We start from the raw sequence: 13,757 nt of genomic DNA on the forward strand, positions 1-13,757 counted from the left end.
AGATTTTTCGCGTCATTTTTAAAAATTAAGGGAATAATAGATGCGTAAATTAGACCGCATAGACCGCATGATTTTAGATATCCTGCAGCGCGATGGACGCATTGCCATTAGTGAACTTGCCTCCCGAGTCAACCTCTCCACCACACCCTGTTCCGAGCGAGTGAAGCGGCTAGAACGCGATGGAATCATCATGGGTTACCATGCCCGGCTCAATCCGGAAAAGCTGGAAAAGAACCTGTTAGTGTTTCTGGAAATCAAACTTTCTGCCAAATCGGGCGATGTATTTGAACAGGTCGCGCGTGACTTAAGTGAAATTCCTGAAGTGCTGGAATGTCATCTGATCTCGGGAGATTTTGATTATCTGGTGAAAGCACGCCTAAAGGAAATGAGTGCTTACCGGCGTCTGCTTGGGGATTTATTAAAAAAGCTCCCATCTTCTGCTTCCTCACATAGTTATGTGGTTATGGAAGAAGTAAAGGAAAGTTCATATCTGGATGTAGGAATCTAATTCTGACAAGGGTTCAAGTGGTAGATACAACAAAAACCCCATAAGGGGCTTTGTTGTGAACCGTTTATCTGAATTAGATAAGTTTAAAATAAAATTTTATTAATTTATATTGATGATTATCTAAAACTAGGCAGGAATACGTAGTACCTGACCCGGGAAAATATCATCCGCATTTTTCAGTAAAGGGCGATTTGCCTCGAAAATCTTGTTGTAATGGTTGGCATCACCATAAAATTCTTTCGAAATTTTAGATAAGGTATCACCCGATTTAACCGTATAGAACTTACTTTCAGGTTCCGGATTCGCTACAGTCAGCTGGTCATCCACTTTAGCGACATGATCAACATTTCCTACCGCTAAAATAATCTTTTCACGATCCGCCTGACTTTGTACCTGTCCGCGTACGGTTGCCAGATCTGAGGTTGAGTTATAGCTGATCGACAATCCTGTAATTGGCAGTCCTAGGCTTTTAACATGGCCTAATAATTTGTTCGCTATTTCCTGTGCAGAAGGTTCAGCCGGTGCTGCCTTAGGTGCAGCTGCAGGCGCTTGCTGAGTTGCTGCCGGTGTCTGTTGTGGTTCCGCAGCTGCAGTGTTCTTTTTACCAATGCCTTTTACAAAATCAAAAAGACCCATAGTGGACTCCATTCTTGTTATTCATCAGATCATTCTTATTTGTACAAGGAAAGCAGCAGATACAAAGTTAGTCATTGGTAAGCAAAAGGTTATCGATTGTAAAATCACCCTATTTCTATTCTACAGGCACAAAAAAACCACCTTGCGGTGGTCTTTAGGTTCAGCAAAGCTGAAAATCAGCATTAACCAAGTTTTTTAGTAACATAGTCAATAGCAGATTGAACAGTTGTGATTTCGTTAGAATCTTCATCAGGAATAGTGATGTCGAAGTCATTTTCGAAAGACATAACAAGTTCAACCAGGTCTAGAGAGTCAGCACCTAAGTCATCCATGAAAGATGCTTCGTTTTTAATCTCTTCGACTTTAATACCAAGTTGTTCTGCAACCGCTTGTTTAACGCGTTGTTCGATATCGCTCACAGGAATTCTCCTCATTGCTTGTGGCGTTTTTAATGCCGTTAGTTTAATTGAATCTATAAAATTTGGAAAGTTAATACATGTGCCGTTTAGCTCATGTATAAACCACCATTAACGTGAATGACTGTACCTGTAATGTAACTGGCTTTGTCCGATGCCAGGAAACTTACGGCATTCGCGATATCTTGTGGATCACCTAAACGGTTTAAAGCCACTTGATCACTCATTTTCTTGCGAATTTCTTCACTTAACTGTTCAGTCATTTCAGTCGCGATAAAGCCTGGTGCAACAGCATTGACAGTAATCTGACGACTACCCATTTCTTTAGCCAGACTGCGACCAAATGCCTCAATACCTGCTTTTGCTGCAGAGTAGTTTGCCTGACCTGGGTTAGCAAAATGCGCCACCACAGAACTGATATTAATGATACGGCCGAAACGTGCCTTAGTCATACCTTTCAGCACACGTTTAGATAAACGATAAACGGCTTTCAGATGAATGTTTAAAATATCATCCCAGTCGTCTTCCGACATACGCAATAACAGATTGTCTTTGGTAATACCGGCATTATTCACCAGTACCAGCACAGGACCATAGTTTTGCTCAATATCGCTGACCAGTGCATCAATCGCAGCACCATCACGTACATCTAAAACTTTACCGGCACCATGTTCAGCAAATTGTACGTTAAGTTTCTCTGCACCCGCTTCAGAAGTTGCAGTACCTACGACAAAATAACCGTCTTGAATTAATTGTTGTGCAATTGCAGCACCAATGCCGCGGCTTGCACCTGTCACCAAGGCAACTTTACGTTCCTGTGTCATGCAATTTTCCCTTCTGCCACCAATACGGTGTTAAGCGCATCTTCCAGACGAGATTGAGTATCTAATGGAAGTGCTTTTTCGATATTCGGTAAACGTTTTGCCATATTGGCCAGTACATTACCTGGGCCACATTCTACAATGTACTCAACGCCTTCATCTTGAAGGAATTGTAGTGTTTTGGTCCATTGTACTGACTCATACAGCTGCTCAGTCAAAGCCTGACGAAGTTCAGTCACGTCCGCAGCTACTTTTGCGCCTACATTTTGTAATACAGGTATGCGTGGCATCTCAATGGCAGTTTGTTCCAAAGCTGTTGCAAACTGCTCAGCGGCAGGTTTCATCAGTGAACAATGTGAAGGAACTGAAACTGACAGTGCAATCGCTTTACCGCCATTTTCTTTGGCCAGTGCCATCACGGCTTCTACACGTTCTTTATTACCAGCAACTACGACTTGCCCCTGAGCATTATAGTTGGCTGCTTCAACTGAACCTTCGCCTGCTGCTGTTGCTTGTGCACAAAGCTCGATCACTTTGGCATCATCTAGACCCAGAATCGCCGCCATTGCACCTACGCCTTGAGGTACAGCAGTTTGCATCAACTTACCACGCAGGTTCACCAGCTTGACTGCATCACCCAGACTTAAAGCACCCGCTGCAACTAACGCGCTGTATTCACCGAGTGAATGGCCCGCCATATATTTTGGTGCTACTCCACCCAGCTCTAACCATACACGCCATAAAGCGATAGATGCTGTTAATAGTACCGGTTGAGTAAATTCGGTTTGATCCAGACCTTCACCCGTCTGTGCAATCTGCCACAGATCAAAACCCACCGCTTCAGATGCTTCAGCAAATGTATCGCGGATACCACTAAACTGTTCTGCAAGTTCAGCGAGCATGCCGACTTTTTGTGAACCCTGACCTGGGAACACAAATGCAGTTTTAGTTGCTTGAGCTGCTTGTTCGAGTTGTTTAGCAGACATAAATAAATCCTTTCATTCAAGAGGTGCGAATCTTTTCTTAGACCTAAAAATTGGCCGATCAGATCACCTTACCCATTGTGGAGCGCAATTTAACACGTAATTTTGGCTTGGGTAATTGCCAAATACAACAAAAACCGCGACTTCACATGATGACCACAAAACCAAGAGATAAAATCAGGCATAAAAAAAGGGAGCTTAACGCTCCCATTTTTTCTACTAAGCTTTAACGCTTAATACATCATCAATTATTCAGCAGATGCTTTAGCGAATAATTGACGACCACGGTAGATACCATCTTTAGATACGTGGTGACGACGATGAGTTTCACCAGTAGTTTGGTCTACAGTTAATGCATTCTCAGTTAAAGCGTCATGTGAACGGCGCATGTCACGGCGAGAGCGACTTTTACGGTTTTGCTGAACGGCCATGATGGCTCCTTACAAATATCGAAAAAATGGATCAGAACAAATTCGATTGTCTTATACGTATGAGTATAACACAAAAATTAGTTAAGTTTACCCTTCAAAGCTGCCAAAACTTCAAACGGATTATCCCGTTTTTCTTCAACAACTTCTTCTGCGGCAGGTTGATGCTTATGCTCACAAACGTCATGCTTAGGAGACAGCGGCATCAACAATAACAATTCATCTTCTATCAGTGCGAGTAAGTCAGCGGTGGCAGGTGCATCATATGAACCCTTCGTCGTTGCTTCACTTTCACCTAAGACGATGAAATCAGCATCCTCATCCAAGCGCTCTATCAGTGACTCATCATCCACAAGAGCTAGATGAAAATCTGAAACGAGTTCGATTTCAACGGTCTCCAGACAACGCTGGCATTCCATTGGAACTTTCGTTTCAACATGACCATCCAACCATGCAATGCGATGATAGGCATCCATTGATAGCTTACAGTCTATGTTAATCAATTGATCATCAATTGATCCAACAGCTTCACGAGCAATACGAACAAAGCGGGATAAAGGCAGTTGACCTGACCATTTAAAGCCCTGTTCAGCCCATTTAAACGGCTCAATCTGTGCCGGAAAGGTATTTGCTGACATAATTAAGGCGGCAATTCTACAAATTCATCAGAACTCTGTCAAAGATTAAGATACAATTTTGTACTTATTTTTAGACAGACCAATTGGGTAATTTCAGTCATGCATCTGTTGCAGCCGCAAACAGAAGTGAATGTTTCATCACTCGTTAGCACACTTTCAACCTCCGATTCTGACAGCTCACTACAGCAAGTGCAACGCTTACCGTGGGCGAATTTATCCTCAGAAGCGGAACAGGTTGATTGGCTCATCTTACACTTTAATCACTGGTTTTCCCACCTAAATGTCACTTTAGTCCGTGGTGAGTTTGAACCAGAGTATTTCCCGGCTACAGATGATGCCCCTGCCCGGATCCAGTTTGCGCATGGCTTCTTTAATAGTGCCCTGCATGAAATCAGTCACTGGACCATTGCCGGTGATAAGCGCCGTCTGCTGCCAGATCTGGGCTACTGGTATGCACCAGATGGCCGCACCAAGGAACAGCAGGCATTATTTGAGCAGGTCGAAATCAAACCACAAGCGATTGAATGGATGTTTTCCAAAGCATTTGGTCGTAAGTTCCGTGTGTCCCTGGACAATTTAACCGGCGATGGTGGTGATGGCTCCAGCTTTAAAGATAATGTCTATGCCCAGGTGCAACGTTATTTTAGTGGCGAAGCCAAACTGCCGCGTGATGCCAAACGCTTCATTGATTGTATCTGTGTCTGCACCCGTGCGGGCAAAAGTTTACAATCTGATGAATTTCAACGTGAAATGCTTGATTAAATTACACAAATCTACCTGTTTGTCATTGTTACTTTATACAAAGGCATTTCATAATAAGTTTAGGGCAGGTTGGGAGGAATATTTATGCTGCATTTACGTGTACACCCGGATAATCCGCAAGCTCGTCTGATCAGTCAGGCAGTAGAACGTATTCGTGCCGGTGATGTTGTGGTTTATCCGACCGATGCAGCCTATGCTATTGGCTGCCAGATCGGGAATAAACATGCGATGGAGCGAATCGCACAGATTCGTGGTCTAGGACCTAAGCACCAATATGCCATTATCTGCTGTGACTTATCCGATCTTGCGACTTATGCCAAAGTCGACAATGCCGTCTATCGTTTGCTGAAAAATAATACACCTGCTGTGACCACGTTTATTCTTCCGGCAACCAGCGAAGTGCCTAAACGTTTAATGCATCCAAAGAAAAAAACCATTGGTTTGCGTATCCCTACCAATCCTGTGTGTCAGATGCTGCTTCAAGAGCTGGGCGAACCGCTGCTCACTTCAACGCTCATCCTGCCAGACCAGACGGATCCTTTAGATGATCCTTATGACATTGAAATGCAGCTTGGTAAGCGTATTGATGTGTTTATCGACAGTGGACTAGGCACATTAAGTACGACTTCTATTGTGGATTTATCAGGAGATCAGCCTGAAGTGATTCGTCGTGGTGTTGGTGATGTCAGTGCTTTTGAATAAATAAAGCTGCTTCTAATGAAGTCTCAGAAGAAAATAAAATGGATTTGTTTTATATCCTCCTGAACCTGAATGAATTTCCTGCCGATCATCTGATCTATGCTGAATTGCCTTGGACACTGGAATCCAAGGCAATATCTATCGATAAAAATTCCAAGCCAGAATTAAATCTGAATATCAACAATATTGAATACTCATACTTTCTTGAGATCGCGATGGCAAGAAAACTTCTACAAGTTTATTCAACAAGCAATGTTTGTCTGGCAGCTACCTGCCAACGTATCATCGAATATGTATTACGAGAGCAGAATTAAAATAACCTTATCACGCATGCCAGGATTTAATAGCTCGCTGCACGCTCCTGAGTAGATGTACTGACCGCTGGTGCAATCGAAGGAACCTGATTATTCAAACTTGGCATTGGGGGTAACGGATCACCTTCTTTATAATGTTTTAACTGCAAGAAGTTTGGACATTCCGACAGTTTTTGCTGATGAGTTGCAAGTTCAGCACCAAACCTGTTTTTGACTGAAACATGAAAAGTGATTTGATCCTCTTCAAGCACATTCAATAACGCAGTCCGGGCTGTGGATTCCATAGTCCTAAAAGAATCAATAGAATTACAGCTCATGGTTTTGACCATTGCAGTAACACCGTCGGGTAAATCTTTGCCCGTATAAAGCGTATTACGCATATAGAAACGAATATGAGGATACTGGTCCAGTACGCTAAAATCCAGTTTCATGGCCTGCATCACTGGTTTGGCCTGCTCGACAAAGCTGGAAAAGCCGCCAGACTTCAGATTGGTACGCATTTCATTTTCAAGCTGCATGAGCTGATATTGAGGATAGCCCCAGAATACCCCTAAGCCGATGACGCCGATTAACACAAGTATGATTGGCATTTTTATAATTAACCTGATCTATGATTGTTATTTATCAATATTTTTTTGGCTATATTAGTTTATTTTTTAGGCGATAGATAACTGTTTTTTCTTATTTTTATCACATATTTCCTGATGAGCTTTAACTCAGTCACTATTTAATAGGTGTTGAGAATCTTTTAAAAATTTTCTATATGAAGTTACAGTTTCTTAAGCCACCCAGACTATATTGTATTTAATTTTAGCTAATATGCTGTTTAATATCAGACTTGTGCATTTTACCCAATTAAAAAAATAAAATTTCTCCTAAAATAAATATGGTTTTTTTGCTTTTGAATGCATATCTATTTTATTTAACGACAATTTTCCAGTACAATGCCAACTACTAAATTATGTGCTTTTTCTCCTGACAAGAGCTCGGGGAATAAGCCATTTCATGCCTTTGAAAATTCGCGTGGCTTATAATTGTAATGACTCAAATGCCCCATAACGCTATGGAATCTGCTCCAAACATCCGGGTTCTGGATGAATGGCAAAATACGATTCCAGAGGATCTGTATATTCCTCCAGCAGCGTTTGAAATTCTGTTAGAACATTTTGAAGGCCCCCTCGACTTTTTAATCTACCTGATCCAGAAAAATGGTTTTGACCTGTTACAGGTTGATATCGCGCCCATTGCCTCCCAATATCTGTCCTATATGGATGCGATGAAATCCCTGAATATTGAACTAACCGCGGATTATATGGTGATGGCTGCTTTACTGGCCGATCTCAAATCTCGTTTATTGTTACCTAAACCGAAAAGCGTGGCTGCGGTTGAACAGGATCCAAAACAAGACCTGATTGAGCGCTTGGAAAATTATTTACGGATCAAGCAGGCTGCAGAACGTCTGGGTCAGATGACGATTCTGGAACGTGATACCTTTGAGACCAATGTTCACTTAGGCAAGTTTATCCAACCCAATGAAGGCCATAGTGCTGATCTGCTGCGTGATGCCTTGCTTTGCGTCTTTAACCGTCCTGAACCGGTCATTCATCAGGTGCAACAGGAGCCTGTTTTACTGGAAGAACGGATTGCCTATATTGAAAGCCGTCTGGAATCTGGTGAAGTCTTATCTTTTGATAAATTACTCAAGCCAAGTCAGGGACGCATGGGTGTAGTCGTGACCTTTATGGCCGTGTTGGAACTCACCCGCCAGCAAAAAATTCAAATTATTGCCTCAGGCATTGAGGCACCGCTCGCAATTCAAGGAGCACACGCATGAACACAGACCATAATATCTCCTTGTCTGCGGAAGATAATCTGCATGAAATTCTGATGCAGCTGGAAGCCATTATTTTTGCCAGTGACTCCCCAGTTTCCTTAGCTCGACTGAAAGAAGCATTTCAGGATCGCTATAGCAAGCAGGAGCTGCGCCAGTATTTACAGCAGCTTTCCATGCTGATGCATGGCCGTTCTATTGAACTGGTTGAAACTGTGCAAGGTTACCGTTTTCAAGTGCGTGTAAAATATCGTAATATTATTGCACAGACCTGGCCCGAGCGACCGACACGCCTGTCACCTTCATTACTGGAGATGCTTGCGGTGATTGCTTATCATCAGCCAGTGACCCGAGCTGATATTGAACAAATTCGTGGTGTCACGAATAACAGTCAGATTTTGCGTACGCTGTTTGACTGGAACTGGATTAAAGAATCCGGCTTTCGTGAACTCCCTGGAAGACCTGCGTTGTTAGTGACAACGCCACAATTTTTAAATGCGTTTGGCTTAAATTCTTTAGGCCAATTGCCTCCCCTGCAGGATGCCAAGGAAGCTTTTATGGCGCTCGATGCGAATGCACCGAAGTCATAAATAGGTGAACTGTTGAATAATTATTTCTAAGGTTATGCTGTCATGAGTGAAAAGTTGCAAAAGGTGCTTGCACGTGTTGGTTTGGGTTCTCGCCGTTATATGGAAGAAGTCATTGCCGCAGGTCGTGTGAGTGTGAATGGGCAGATTGCCCAAGTGGGTGAACGAATCGAACCGGGTGATGAGCTTCGCATCGATGGTCGTAAAGTGCAGTTCCAGATCGAAGACGAAATCCGTCGTCGTGTCCTGATTTACTATAAGCCAGAAGGCGAAATCTGTTCACGTAATGATCCTGAACAGCGTCCAACAGTATTTGACAACCTGCCATCAATTCAAGGCGATCGCTGGGTAATGGTCGGCCGTCTGGATATTAACTCGACCGGTCTGTTACTGTTCACAAATGACGGTGAACTGGCGAATCGTTTAATGCACCCATCCAATGAAATCGAACGTGAATATGCGGTTCGTGTCATGGGTGAAGTGACTCCTCAACTAAAAAACAACATGCTGAAAGGCGTGGTGCTAGATGATGGTCCTGCGAAGTTTGAATCATTCTCTGAACTGGGTGGTGACGGGATCAACCGTTGGTATCAAGTTGTCGTGAAAGAAGGTCGTAACCGTGAGGTTCGTCGTATCTTTGAATCACAAGGCCTGAAAGTCAGCCGTTTATTACGTACCCGTTATGGTACCGTGATTCTGCCACGTGAACTTCGTACAGGTCGCTGGATTGAACTGGATAAACAGGATATCGATAACCTGACCAAATCAGTTGAGCTGAAACCGCGTCAAGGTACCGGCTTATTCGGCATGGCGAAACGTCGTAATGAGCGTATGCAGGAAAAACCAATGGCAGCGCGCCGTGGTGGTTACCTGCGTCAGCAACGCCGTGATACCGATGAGCAGCAGCCGCAATACAACAACCGTGAACGTCGCGATGATCAAGGCTTTGGTCGTCGTGAAAACCAGAATGGCACCCAGTTTGCACGTCGTGACAACCGTGAAGACAACCAGTTTGGCCGCCGCGAAAACCGTGAAGGTAATGCACCACGCGGTTTATATGGTGCGAATAAAGGCTTTAAAAAGTTCTAGGCTTTGAATAAGATAGAGTCACTTCGGTGGCTCTTTTTTTTGCAGGAACAATAATAATGACCTAATTTTATCTATCCCTAGTCTTCTCAATAGAACCCGATATAAAAGGCGGGTATCTCCCTTCTATTTCCTAAAAGTGAATTCTTGTCATAAAAAAATGCCCAGCAATGTGGACATTTTTTATTTCGTACTTTAGCAAGTTACTGCGGAATACCCTGAGGAATCGCACTTAACAGACGCTTGGTATAGTCGTGTTGCGGAGACTGATACAGATCATCTGAGTTGGCAATTTCCACCAGATCACCATGATTTAGCACCATGATCTGATCAGAAATATATTTCACCACTGACAAATCATGCGAAATAAAGATGTAACTCAGACCAAATTCATCCTGTAAATCCTGCAATAAGTTCAGTACCTGCGCCTGTACGGATACATCCAGTGCGGACACTGATTCATCACAGATCAAAATCTCAGGCTTTAAGGTCAGACAGCGTGCAATTGCAATCCGCTGACGCTGGCCACCTGAAAACTCATGTGGATAGCGATAGAAGGCCTGAGCCGGTAAGCTGACCCTTTCTAATAAATCAAGTGCCATCTGTTTACGTTCTGCATCATCCTTGCCAATATGATGAATCTGCATCGGCTCCATCAGGATTTGTCCCACGGTAAAACGCGGATTCAAAGAAGCATAAGGGTTCTGGAAAATGATCTGGATTTTACGCTGATAGGCCGTAAACTCTTTTTCAGTCATCGACAAGATATCTTTACCCTGAAATAACGCCTTGCCGCCTGTAGCTTGTTGCAGTCGCATCAGGAGCAAACCAATCGTGGTTTTACCAGAACCTGACTCCCCAACCAGCCCTAAGGTTTTGCCTTTAGCCAGCTGAAAAGACACGCCTTTCACAGCCTGAAATTCATCTTTTCCAAATAGGCCTTTACGGCTATAGAAGGATTTTTTCAGATCACGTACATCGAGAATGATCTCTTCATTACCTTTTAAACCACGGGAACGTTCCTGTTGTAGCGGAGCGTTCGCATGCAGGTCATGCGCCAGACTATCCTGTTTCATAAAGTCGCTAATCACCGGCAAACGCAAAGGACGGTGCGACAGCTGTGGACGGCAATGCAACAAGGCTTGGGTATAAATATCCTGAGGATTGTTCAGGACTTCTGTCACCGAACCTTGCTCACGAATCTCGCCATAACGCATTACAATGACCTGATCCGCAATTTCACCAACTACCGCCAGGTCATGACTGATGAATAACATCGACATTTGACGGCGCTGACGCAAGGATTCAAGCAGGTCCAGAATCTGTTTCTGGATAGTCACATCTAATGCCGTCGTTGGTTCATCAGCAATCAAGAGTTTCGGTTCACAGGCAATAGCCATGGCAATCATCACCCGTTGCTGCTGTCCACCAGACAACTGGCTTGGATAAGCATCAATCTTGGTTTCCGGTGAAGGAATACCGACTTCCTGCAAAAGTTCCAATGTTCTTTGACGGGCCTGCTTTTTATTCATGCCCAAATGCAGGCGTAGAATTTCAGAAATCTGCATGCCTACGGTAAACACCGGATTTAATGAGGACATCGGTTCCTGGAAGATCATGGCAATTTCTTTGCCACAGATCTGACGCATTTCACTCGACTTAAGTTTCAATAAGTCCCGACCTTCAAACAGGATCTGACTGTCTTCAGCGACCTTAGAATTTTCTGGCGCCAAAAGTCCCATCACTGCTAATGAAGTTACAGATTTACCACTTCCGGATTCACCGACTAACGCCACTGTGGTATTGGCCGGAATTTCAAATGAAATTCCTTTGACCGTTTCCACATATTGTTTATTTTCACCTTTAAAACTGACACGTAAGTTATCTACGCGAAGTAACGCGGGTGCTGTGCTTGGATTCATTTCAGACATCGCTGCGCTCCTATTTCAGTTTTGGATCTAATGCATCACGTAATGCATCAGTAAACATTGAGAAAGCTGTCACCAGTACCGCCATCGCCACCGATGCCGCAGTCAACTGCCACCATTTGCCTAAAATCAGCTCGCTTTGCGCTTCATTCAGCATACTACCCCATGACACCACACCAATCGGTACGCCAAAGCCTAAGAAGCTGAGAATGACTTCGGACTTGATAAAGGCCACTGCAAGAATGGACATTTGAACCAAAGCGATATGACTGACATTCGGAAAAATATGCACGAAGATACGGCGCATATTGCTTACCCCAATGGCTTTCGCTGCCAGTACATATTCACGTGCAGTATGCTTCATATATTCCGCACGAACCAGGCGGAATACCCCGGTCCAGCCGGTCAGACCCAAAATCAGGATAATCGATAAAATCCCTTTTTGTTGCAGTACTGCTGCAATCGCTAACACCAGCAACAGATAAGGAATAGAAGTAAAGATATTGTAGAACCAGTTCAGCACATCATCGACCCAACCACCGAAATAGCCAGCAATCGCACCAAGTACTGTACCAATCACCACCGCAACCAGCGCAGCAATCAGGCCAACTAAAATCGAAGTTTCTGCACCTTTAATGGTTTTCAGTAGTACATCCTGACCCCATTTATCTGCGCCAAAGAACAGGCTCTGTTTAAGCTCACTACTCTGATCCAGTAACTGACCCCCTAATTCCTGATCAATGGCTTTCATATCTTCAGCCAGTGGATCGACTACACCATAATAATCAATCACACCTGCGCCCTGTTCAGCAGCAATTTCTGCTTCCAGTTCTGCAATCACATCTTTTAAAGGATCAACTGGATTAACTGGCACTACGGCAGATTCAGTACTTTGATCTTCACCTGCAGCTCCAGGTACAGACGGTGTATAGATAAAACTTGGGGGTGCATAACTCACCGCCACTTCCTTATTCCAGTCCTTGGCAATCATACCTGTCATGGAAAGCAGCAACATCAGCAGATAAAACAGCACCACAAATAGGGAGAACATCGCAATGCGGTCACGTTTCAGACGACGCAACGCCAGCTGCCATAATCCGGTTGAAGCAGACTCAGGCACTGCTGAAGCATGTTGCTCTTTTTTAAATATCGCACTCAGCATAATTCACCTACTTCAACTGTACACGTGGATCGACCCATTTATAGATCAGATCGGCAATCAGGTTAAATAACATGGTCGCAGCCGCAACATAGACCGTAATCGCTTTAATTACCGGAAAGTCAGAACGTTCAACTGCGATAATCACTTCACGGCCAATGCCAGGAATACCGAAGAAACGTTCAATCAGGAAAGCACCGATCAGTAAAGCCGGAAGTCCCGCCATGACATCAGTAATGATTGGAATCGAAGCATTGCGCAGTACGTGCACGCCCAGAATGCGGCTTTCGCCCAGACCTTTGGCACGTGCGGTACGGACATAATCCTGATTGACTTCATCCAGAACAAAACTGCGGTAGAGACGTAAAGTCGGTGCAATACTCACCACCAGCATGATTAATACTGGCAATAGTGCATATTTGAATAAATTTTCAGTAAAGTTATCGCTCCAGCCCTGTACCGGGAACCAGCTCAGTTCATAAGCCAAGACGTACTGGAATACGATGATATAGACCAGAATACTGATCGACATACCGATGGTACACAGCATCATGATCATGCGGTCAGTCAGCGAACCACGCACTGAAGCCACCCCGAGCGCCAGAATGATTGAAACAATCGTTTGCAGGATAGTCAGTGGAATCAAAATGGTCAGTGATGGCCCCAAACGCGTGGTAATAATCTGGGATACCGACTCACCGGTACTCCAGCTCACGCCATAATCAAAGGTCAAAATCTGCTGGATGAAAATCCACAGTTGTACGTAATAAGGTTGATCGACCCCGAGCTGCTGGCGGATATTTTCAATCTGCTCAGCATTGGCCATTTTACCGGCCAGGATATAGGCCGGATCTCCCCCGACCCAGTTAAATAACAGGAATATCAGCAGAATCACCCCCAGCATGGTGGGGATCATTTGCCAAATCCTTCGAATAATATATGCCAGCATCGCTTTCCTTCC

At 44.0% G+C, this 13,757-nt stretch carries 17 protein-coding genes; 7 read left to right on the forward strand and 10 right to left on the reverse strand.

The features are described from left to right. The first annotated feature begins 40 nt into the window (after positions 1-40). Positions 41-508 (forward strand): Lrp/AsnC ligand binding domain-containing protein, encoded by a 468-nt coding sequence (locus FTV12_RS04595; protein WP_004783295.1) that lies wholly within the window; start codon positions 41-43, stop codon positions 506-508. A gap of 126 nt (positions 509-634) precedes the next feature. On the opposite strand, the gene lysM is transcribed toward FTV12_RS04595, so the two are convergent. The 6 genes from lysM to FTV12_RS04625 form a co-directional block, all read right to left on the reverse strand. Next, positions 635-1,144, reverse strand: a complete 510-nt coding sequence (lysM, locus tag FTV12_RS04600; protein ID WP_180017045.1) for a peptidoglycan-binding protein LysM — start codon at positions 1,142-1,144, stop codon at positions 635-637. A gap of 182 nt (positions 1,145-1,326) precedes the next feature. Further along, the gene (acpP, locus tag FTV12_RS04605) at positions 1,327-1,563 is read right to left on the reverse strand and encodes an acyl carrier protein (RefSeq protein ID WP_004783299.1); all 237 of its coding nucleotides are present in this window, start codon (positions 1,561-1,563) and stop codon (positions 1,327-1,329) included. Between the two features lie 86 nt (positions 1,564-1,649). Continuing rightward, complete coding sequence (fabG, locus tag FTV12_RS04610) at positions 1,650-2,384, reverse strand: 3-oxoacyl-ACP reductase FabG (RefSeq protein ID WP_159123542.1); 735 nt, start codon at positions 2,382-2,384, stop codon at positions 1,650-1,652. Then, positions 2,381-3,367, reverse strand: a complete 987-nt coding sequence (gene fabD / locus FTV12_RS04615) for an ACP S-malonyltransferase (RefSeq protein WP_180017047.1) — start codon at positions 3,365-3,367, stop codon at positions 2,381-2,383. The genes fabG and fabD overlap by 4 nt, the downstream gene beginning before the upstream one ends. Before the next feature lie 245 nt (positions 3,368-3,612). Continuing rightward, a complete protein-coding gene (rpmF, locus tag FTV12_RS04620) occupies positions 3,613-3,795 on the reverse strand; it encodes a 50S ribosomal protein L32 (protein WP_004783304.1) in 183 nt (60 codons plus the stop codon). 77 nt (positions 3,796-3,872) lie between these two features. Continuing rightward, positions 3,873-4,430, reverse strand: a complete 558-nt coding sequence (locus tag FTV12_RS04625; protein WP_004783305.1) for a DUF177 domain-containing protein — start codon at positions 4,428-4,430, stop codon at positions 3,873-3,875. Between the two features lie 99 nt (positions 4,431-4,529). Here FTV12_RS04625 and FTV12_RS04630 point away from each other — a divergent pair, with 99 nt between their 5' ends. From FTV12_RS04630 to FTV12_RS04640, 3 genes are all read left to right on the forward strand, one after another. Then, positions 4,530-5,192, forward strand: coding sequence for an elongation factor P hydroxylase (locus FTV12_RS04630; protein WP_159123541.1), 663 nt, complete (start codon positions 4,530-4,532; stop codon positions 5,190-5,192). An 84-nt stretch (positions 5,193-5,276) separates the two neighbouring features. Then, positions 5,277-5,894 carry an L-threonylcarbamoyladenylate synthase gene (locus tag FTV12_RS04635; protein ID WP_004783309.1) on the forward strand — a complete coding sequence of 206 codons (618 nt, stop codon included), beginning with the start codon at positions 5,277-5,279 and terminating at the stop codon, positions 5,892-5,894. A 38-nt stretch (positions 5,895-5,932) separates the two neighbouring features. Then, positions 5,933-6,205 (forward strand): hypothetical protein, encoded by a 273-nt coding sequence (locus FTV12_RS04640; RefSeq protein ID WP_125278773.1) that lies wholly within the window; start codon positions 5,933-5,935, stop codon positions 6,203-6,205. 26 nt (positions 6,206-6,231) lie between these two features. Here FTV12_RS04640 and FTV12_RS04645 read toward each other — a convergent pair whose 3' ends face one another. After that, positions 6,232-6,795, reverse strand: a complete 564-nt coding sequence (locus tag FTV12_RS04645) for a hypothetical protein (RefSeq protein WP_179992874.1) — start codon at positions 6,793-6,795, stop codon at positions 6,232-6,234. A 449-nt stretch (positions 6,796-7,244) separates the two neighbouring features. On the opposite strand from FTV12_RS04645, the gene FTV12_RS04650 reads away from it, so the two are divergent. From FTV12_RS04650 to rluB, 3 genes are read left to right on the forward strand one after another with little or no spacing between them, the layout of a single operon-like run. Next, positions 7,245-8,039 carry a ScpA family protein gene (locus tag FTV12_RS04650; protein WP_180017049.1) on the forward strand — a complete coding sequence of 265 codons (795 nt, stop codon included), beginning with the start codon at positions 7,245-7,247 and terminating at the stop codon, positions 8,037-8,039. Continuing rightward, positions 8,036-8,626, forward strand: a complete 591-nt coding sequence (gene scpB, locus FTV12_RS04655) for an SMC-Scp complex subunit ScpB (protein WP_004783317.1) — start codon at positions 8,036-8,038, stop codon at positions 8,624-8,626. Before FTV12_RS04650 ends, scpB begins: the two co-directional genes overlap by 4 nt. A 42-nt stretch (positions 8,627-8,668) precedes the next feature. Next, on the forward strand, positions 8,669-9,712 hold the full coding sequence (gene rluB / locus FTV12_RS04660) for a 23S rRNA pseudouridine(2605) synthase RluB (protein WP_004783318.1): 1,044 nt from the start codon (positions 8,669-8,671) through the stop codon (positions 9,710-9,712). A 200-nt stretch (positions 9,713-9,912) separates the two neighbouring features. On the opposite strand, the gene FTV12_RS04665 is transcribed toward rluB, so the two are convergent. Genes FTV12_RS04665 through FTV12_RS04675 form a run of 3 tightly spaced genes read right to left on the reverse strand, consistent with a single transcriptional unit; the run spans position 9,913 to position 13,745 of the window. After that, the gene (locus FTV12_RS04665) at positions 9,913-11,640 is read right to left on the reverse strand and encodes an ABC transporter ATP-binding protein (RefSeq protein ID WP_034701592.1); all 1,728 of its coding nucleotides are present in this window, start codon (positions 11,638-11,640) and stop codon (positions 9,913-9,915) included. Positions 11,641-11,650: 10 nt separating this feature from the next. Next, positions 11,651-12,799, reverse strand: coding sequence for an ABC transporter permease (locus FTV12_RS04670; RefSeq protein ID WP_180017052.1), 1,149 nt, complete (start codon positions 12,797-12,799; stop codon positions 11,651-11,653). A 7-nt stretch (positions 12,800-12,806) separates the two neighbouring features. Next, positions 12,807-13,745 carry an ABC transporter permease gene (locus FTV12_RS04675; protein WP_004783323.1) on the reverse strand — a complete coding sequence of 313 codons (939 nt, stop codon included), beginning with the start codon at positions 13,743-13,745 and terminating at the stop codon, positions 12,807-12,809. Between the last annotated feature and the right edge of the window lie 12 nt (positions 13,746-13,757).

It is taken from the genome of Acinetobacter sp. YH12233, assembly GCF_013417725.1.
Classification (GTDB): Bacteria; Pseudomonadota; Gammaproteobacteria; order Pseudomonadales; family Moraxellaceae; genus Acinetobacter.

What these genes read in the sequence shown, in the direction of transcription:
- FTV12_RS04595 (WP_004783295.1), top strand. Translation starts at nt 41, where the DNA reads ATGCGTAAATTAGACCGCATAGACCGCATGATTTTAGATATCCTGCAG.
- lysM (WP_180017045.1), bottom strand. Translation starts at nt 1,144, where the DNA reads ATGGGTCTTTTTGATTTTGTAAAAGGCATTGGTAAAAAGAACACTGCA.
- fabG (WP_159123542.1), bottom strand. Translation starts at nt 2,384, where the DNA reads ATGACACAGGAACGTAAAGTTGCCTTGGTGACAGGTGCAAGCCGCGGC.
- fabD (WP_180017047.1), bottom strand. Translation starts at nt 3,367, where the DNA reads ATGTCTGCTAAACAACTCGAACAAGCAGCTCAAGCAACTAAAACTGCA.
- rpmF (WP_004783304.1), bottom strand. Translation starts at nt 3,795, where the DNA reads ATGGCCGTTCAGCAAAACCGTAAAAGTCGCTCTCGCCGTGACATGCGC.
- FTV12_RS04625 (WP_004783305.1), bottom strand. Translation starts at nt 4,430, where the DNA reads ATGTCAGCAAATACCTTTCCGGCACAGATTGAGCCGTTTAAATGGGCT.
- FTV12_RS04630 (WP_159123541.1), top strand. Translation starts at nt 4,530, where the DNA reads ATGCATCTGTTGCAGCCGCAAACAGAAGTGAATGTTTCATCACTCGTT.
- FTV12_RS04635 (WP_004783309.1), top strand. Translation starts at nt 5,277, where the DNA reads ATGCTGCATTTACGTGTACACCCGGATAATCCGCAAGCTCGTCTGATC.
- FTV12_RS04640 (WP_125278773.1), top strand. Translation starts at nt 5,933, where the DNA reads ATGGATTTGTTTTATATCCTCCTGAACCTGAATGAATTTCCTGCCGAT.
- FTV12_RS04645 (WP_179992874.1), bottom strand. Translation starts at nt 6,795, where the DNA reads ATGCCAATCATACTTGTGTTAATCGGCGTCATCGGCTTAGGGGTATTC.
- FTV12_RS04650 (WP_180017049.1), top strand. Translation starts at nt 7,245, where the DNA reads ATGACTCAAATGCCCCATAACGCTATGGAATCTGCTCCAAACATCCGG.
- scpB (WP_004783317.1), top strand. Translation starts at nt 8,036, where the DNA reads ATGAACACAGACCATAATATCTCCTTGTCTGCGGAAGATAATCTGCAT.
- rluB (WP_004783318.1), top strand. Translation starts at nt 8,669, where the DNA reads ATGAGTGAAAAGTTGCAAAAGGTGCTTGCACGTGTTGGTTTGGGTTCT.
- FTV12_RS04665 (WP_034701592.1), bottom strand. Translation starts at nt 11,640, where the DNA reads ATGTCTGAAATGAATCCAAGCACAGCACCCGCGTTACTTCGCGTAGAT.
- FTV12_RS04670 (WP_180017052.1), bottom strand. Translation starts at nt 12,799, where the DNA reads ATGCTGAGTGCGATATTTAAAAAAGAGCAACATGCTTCAGCAGTGCCT.
- FTV12_RS04675 (WP_004783323.1), bottom strand. Translation starts at nt 13,745, where the DNA reads ATGCTGGCATATATTATTCGAAGGATTTGGCAAATGATCCCCACCATG.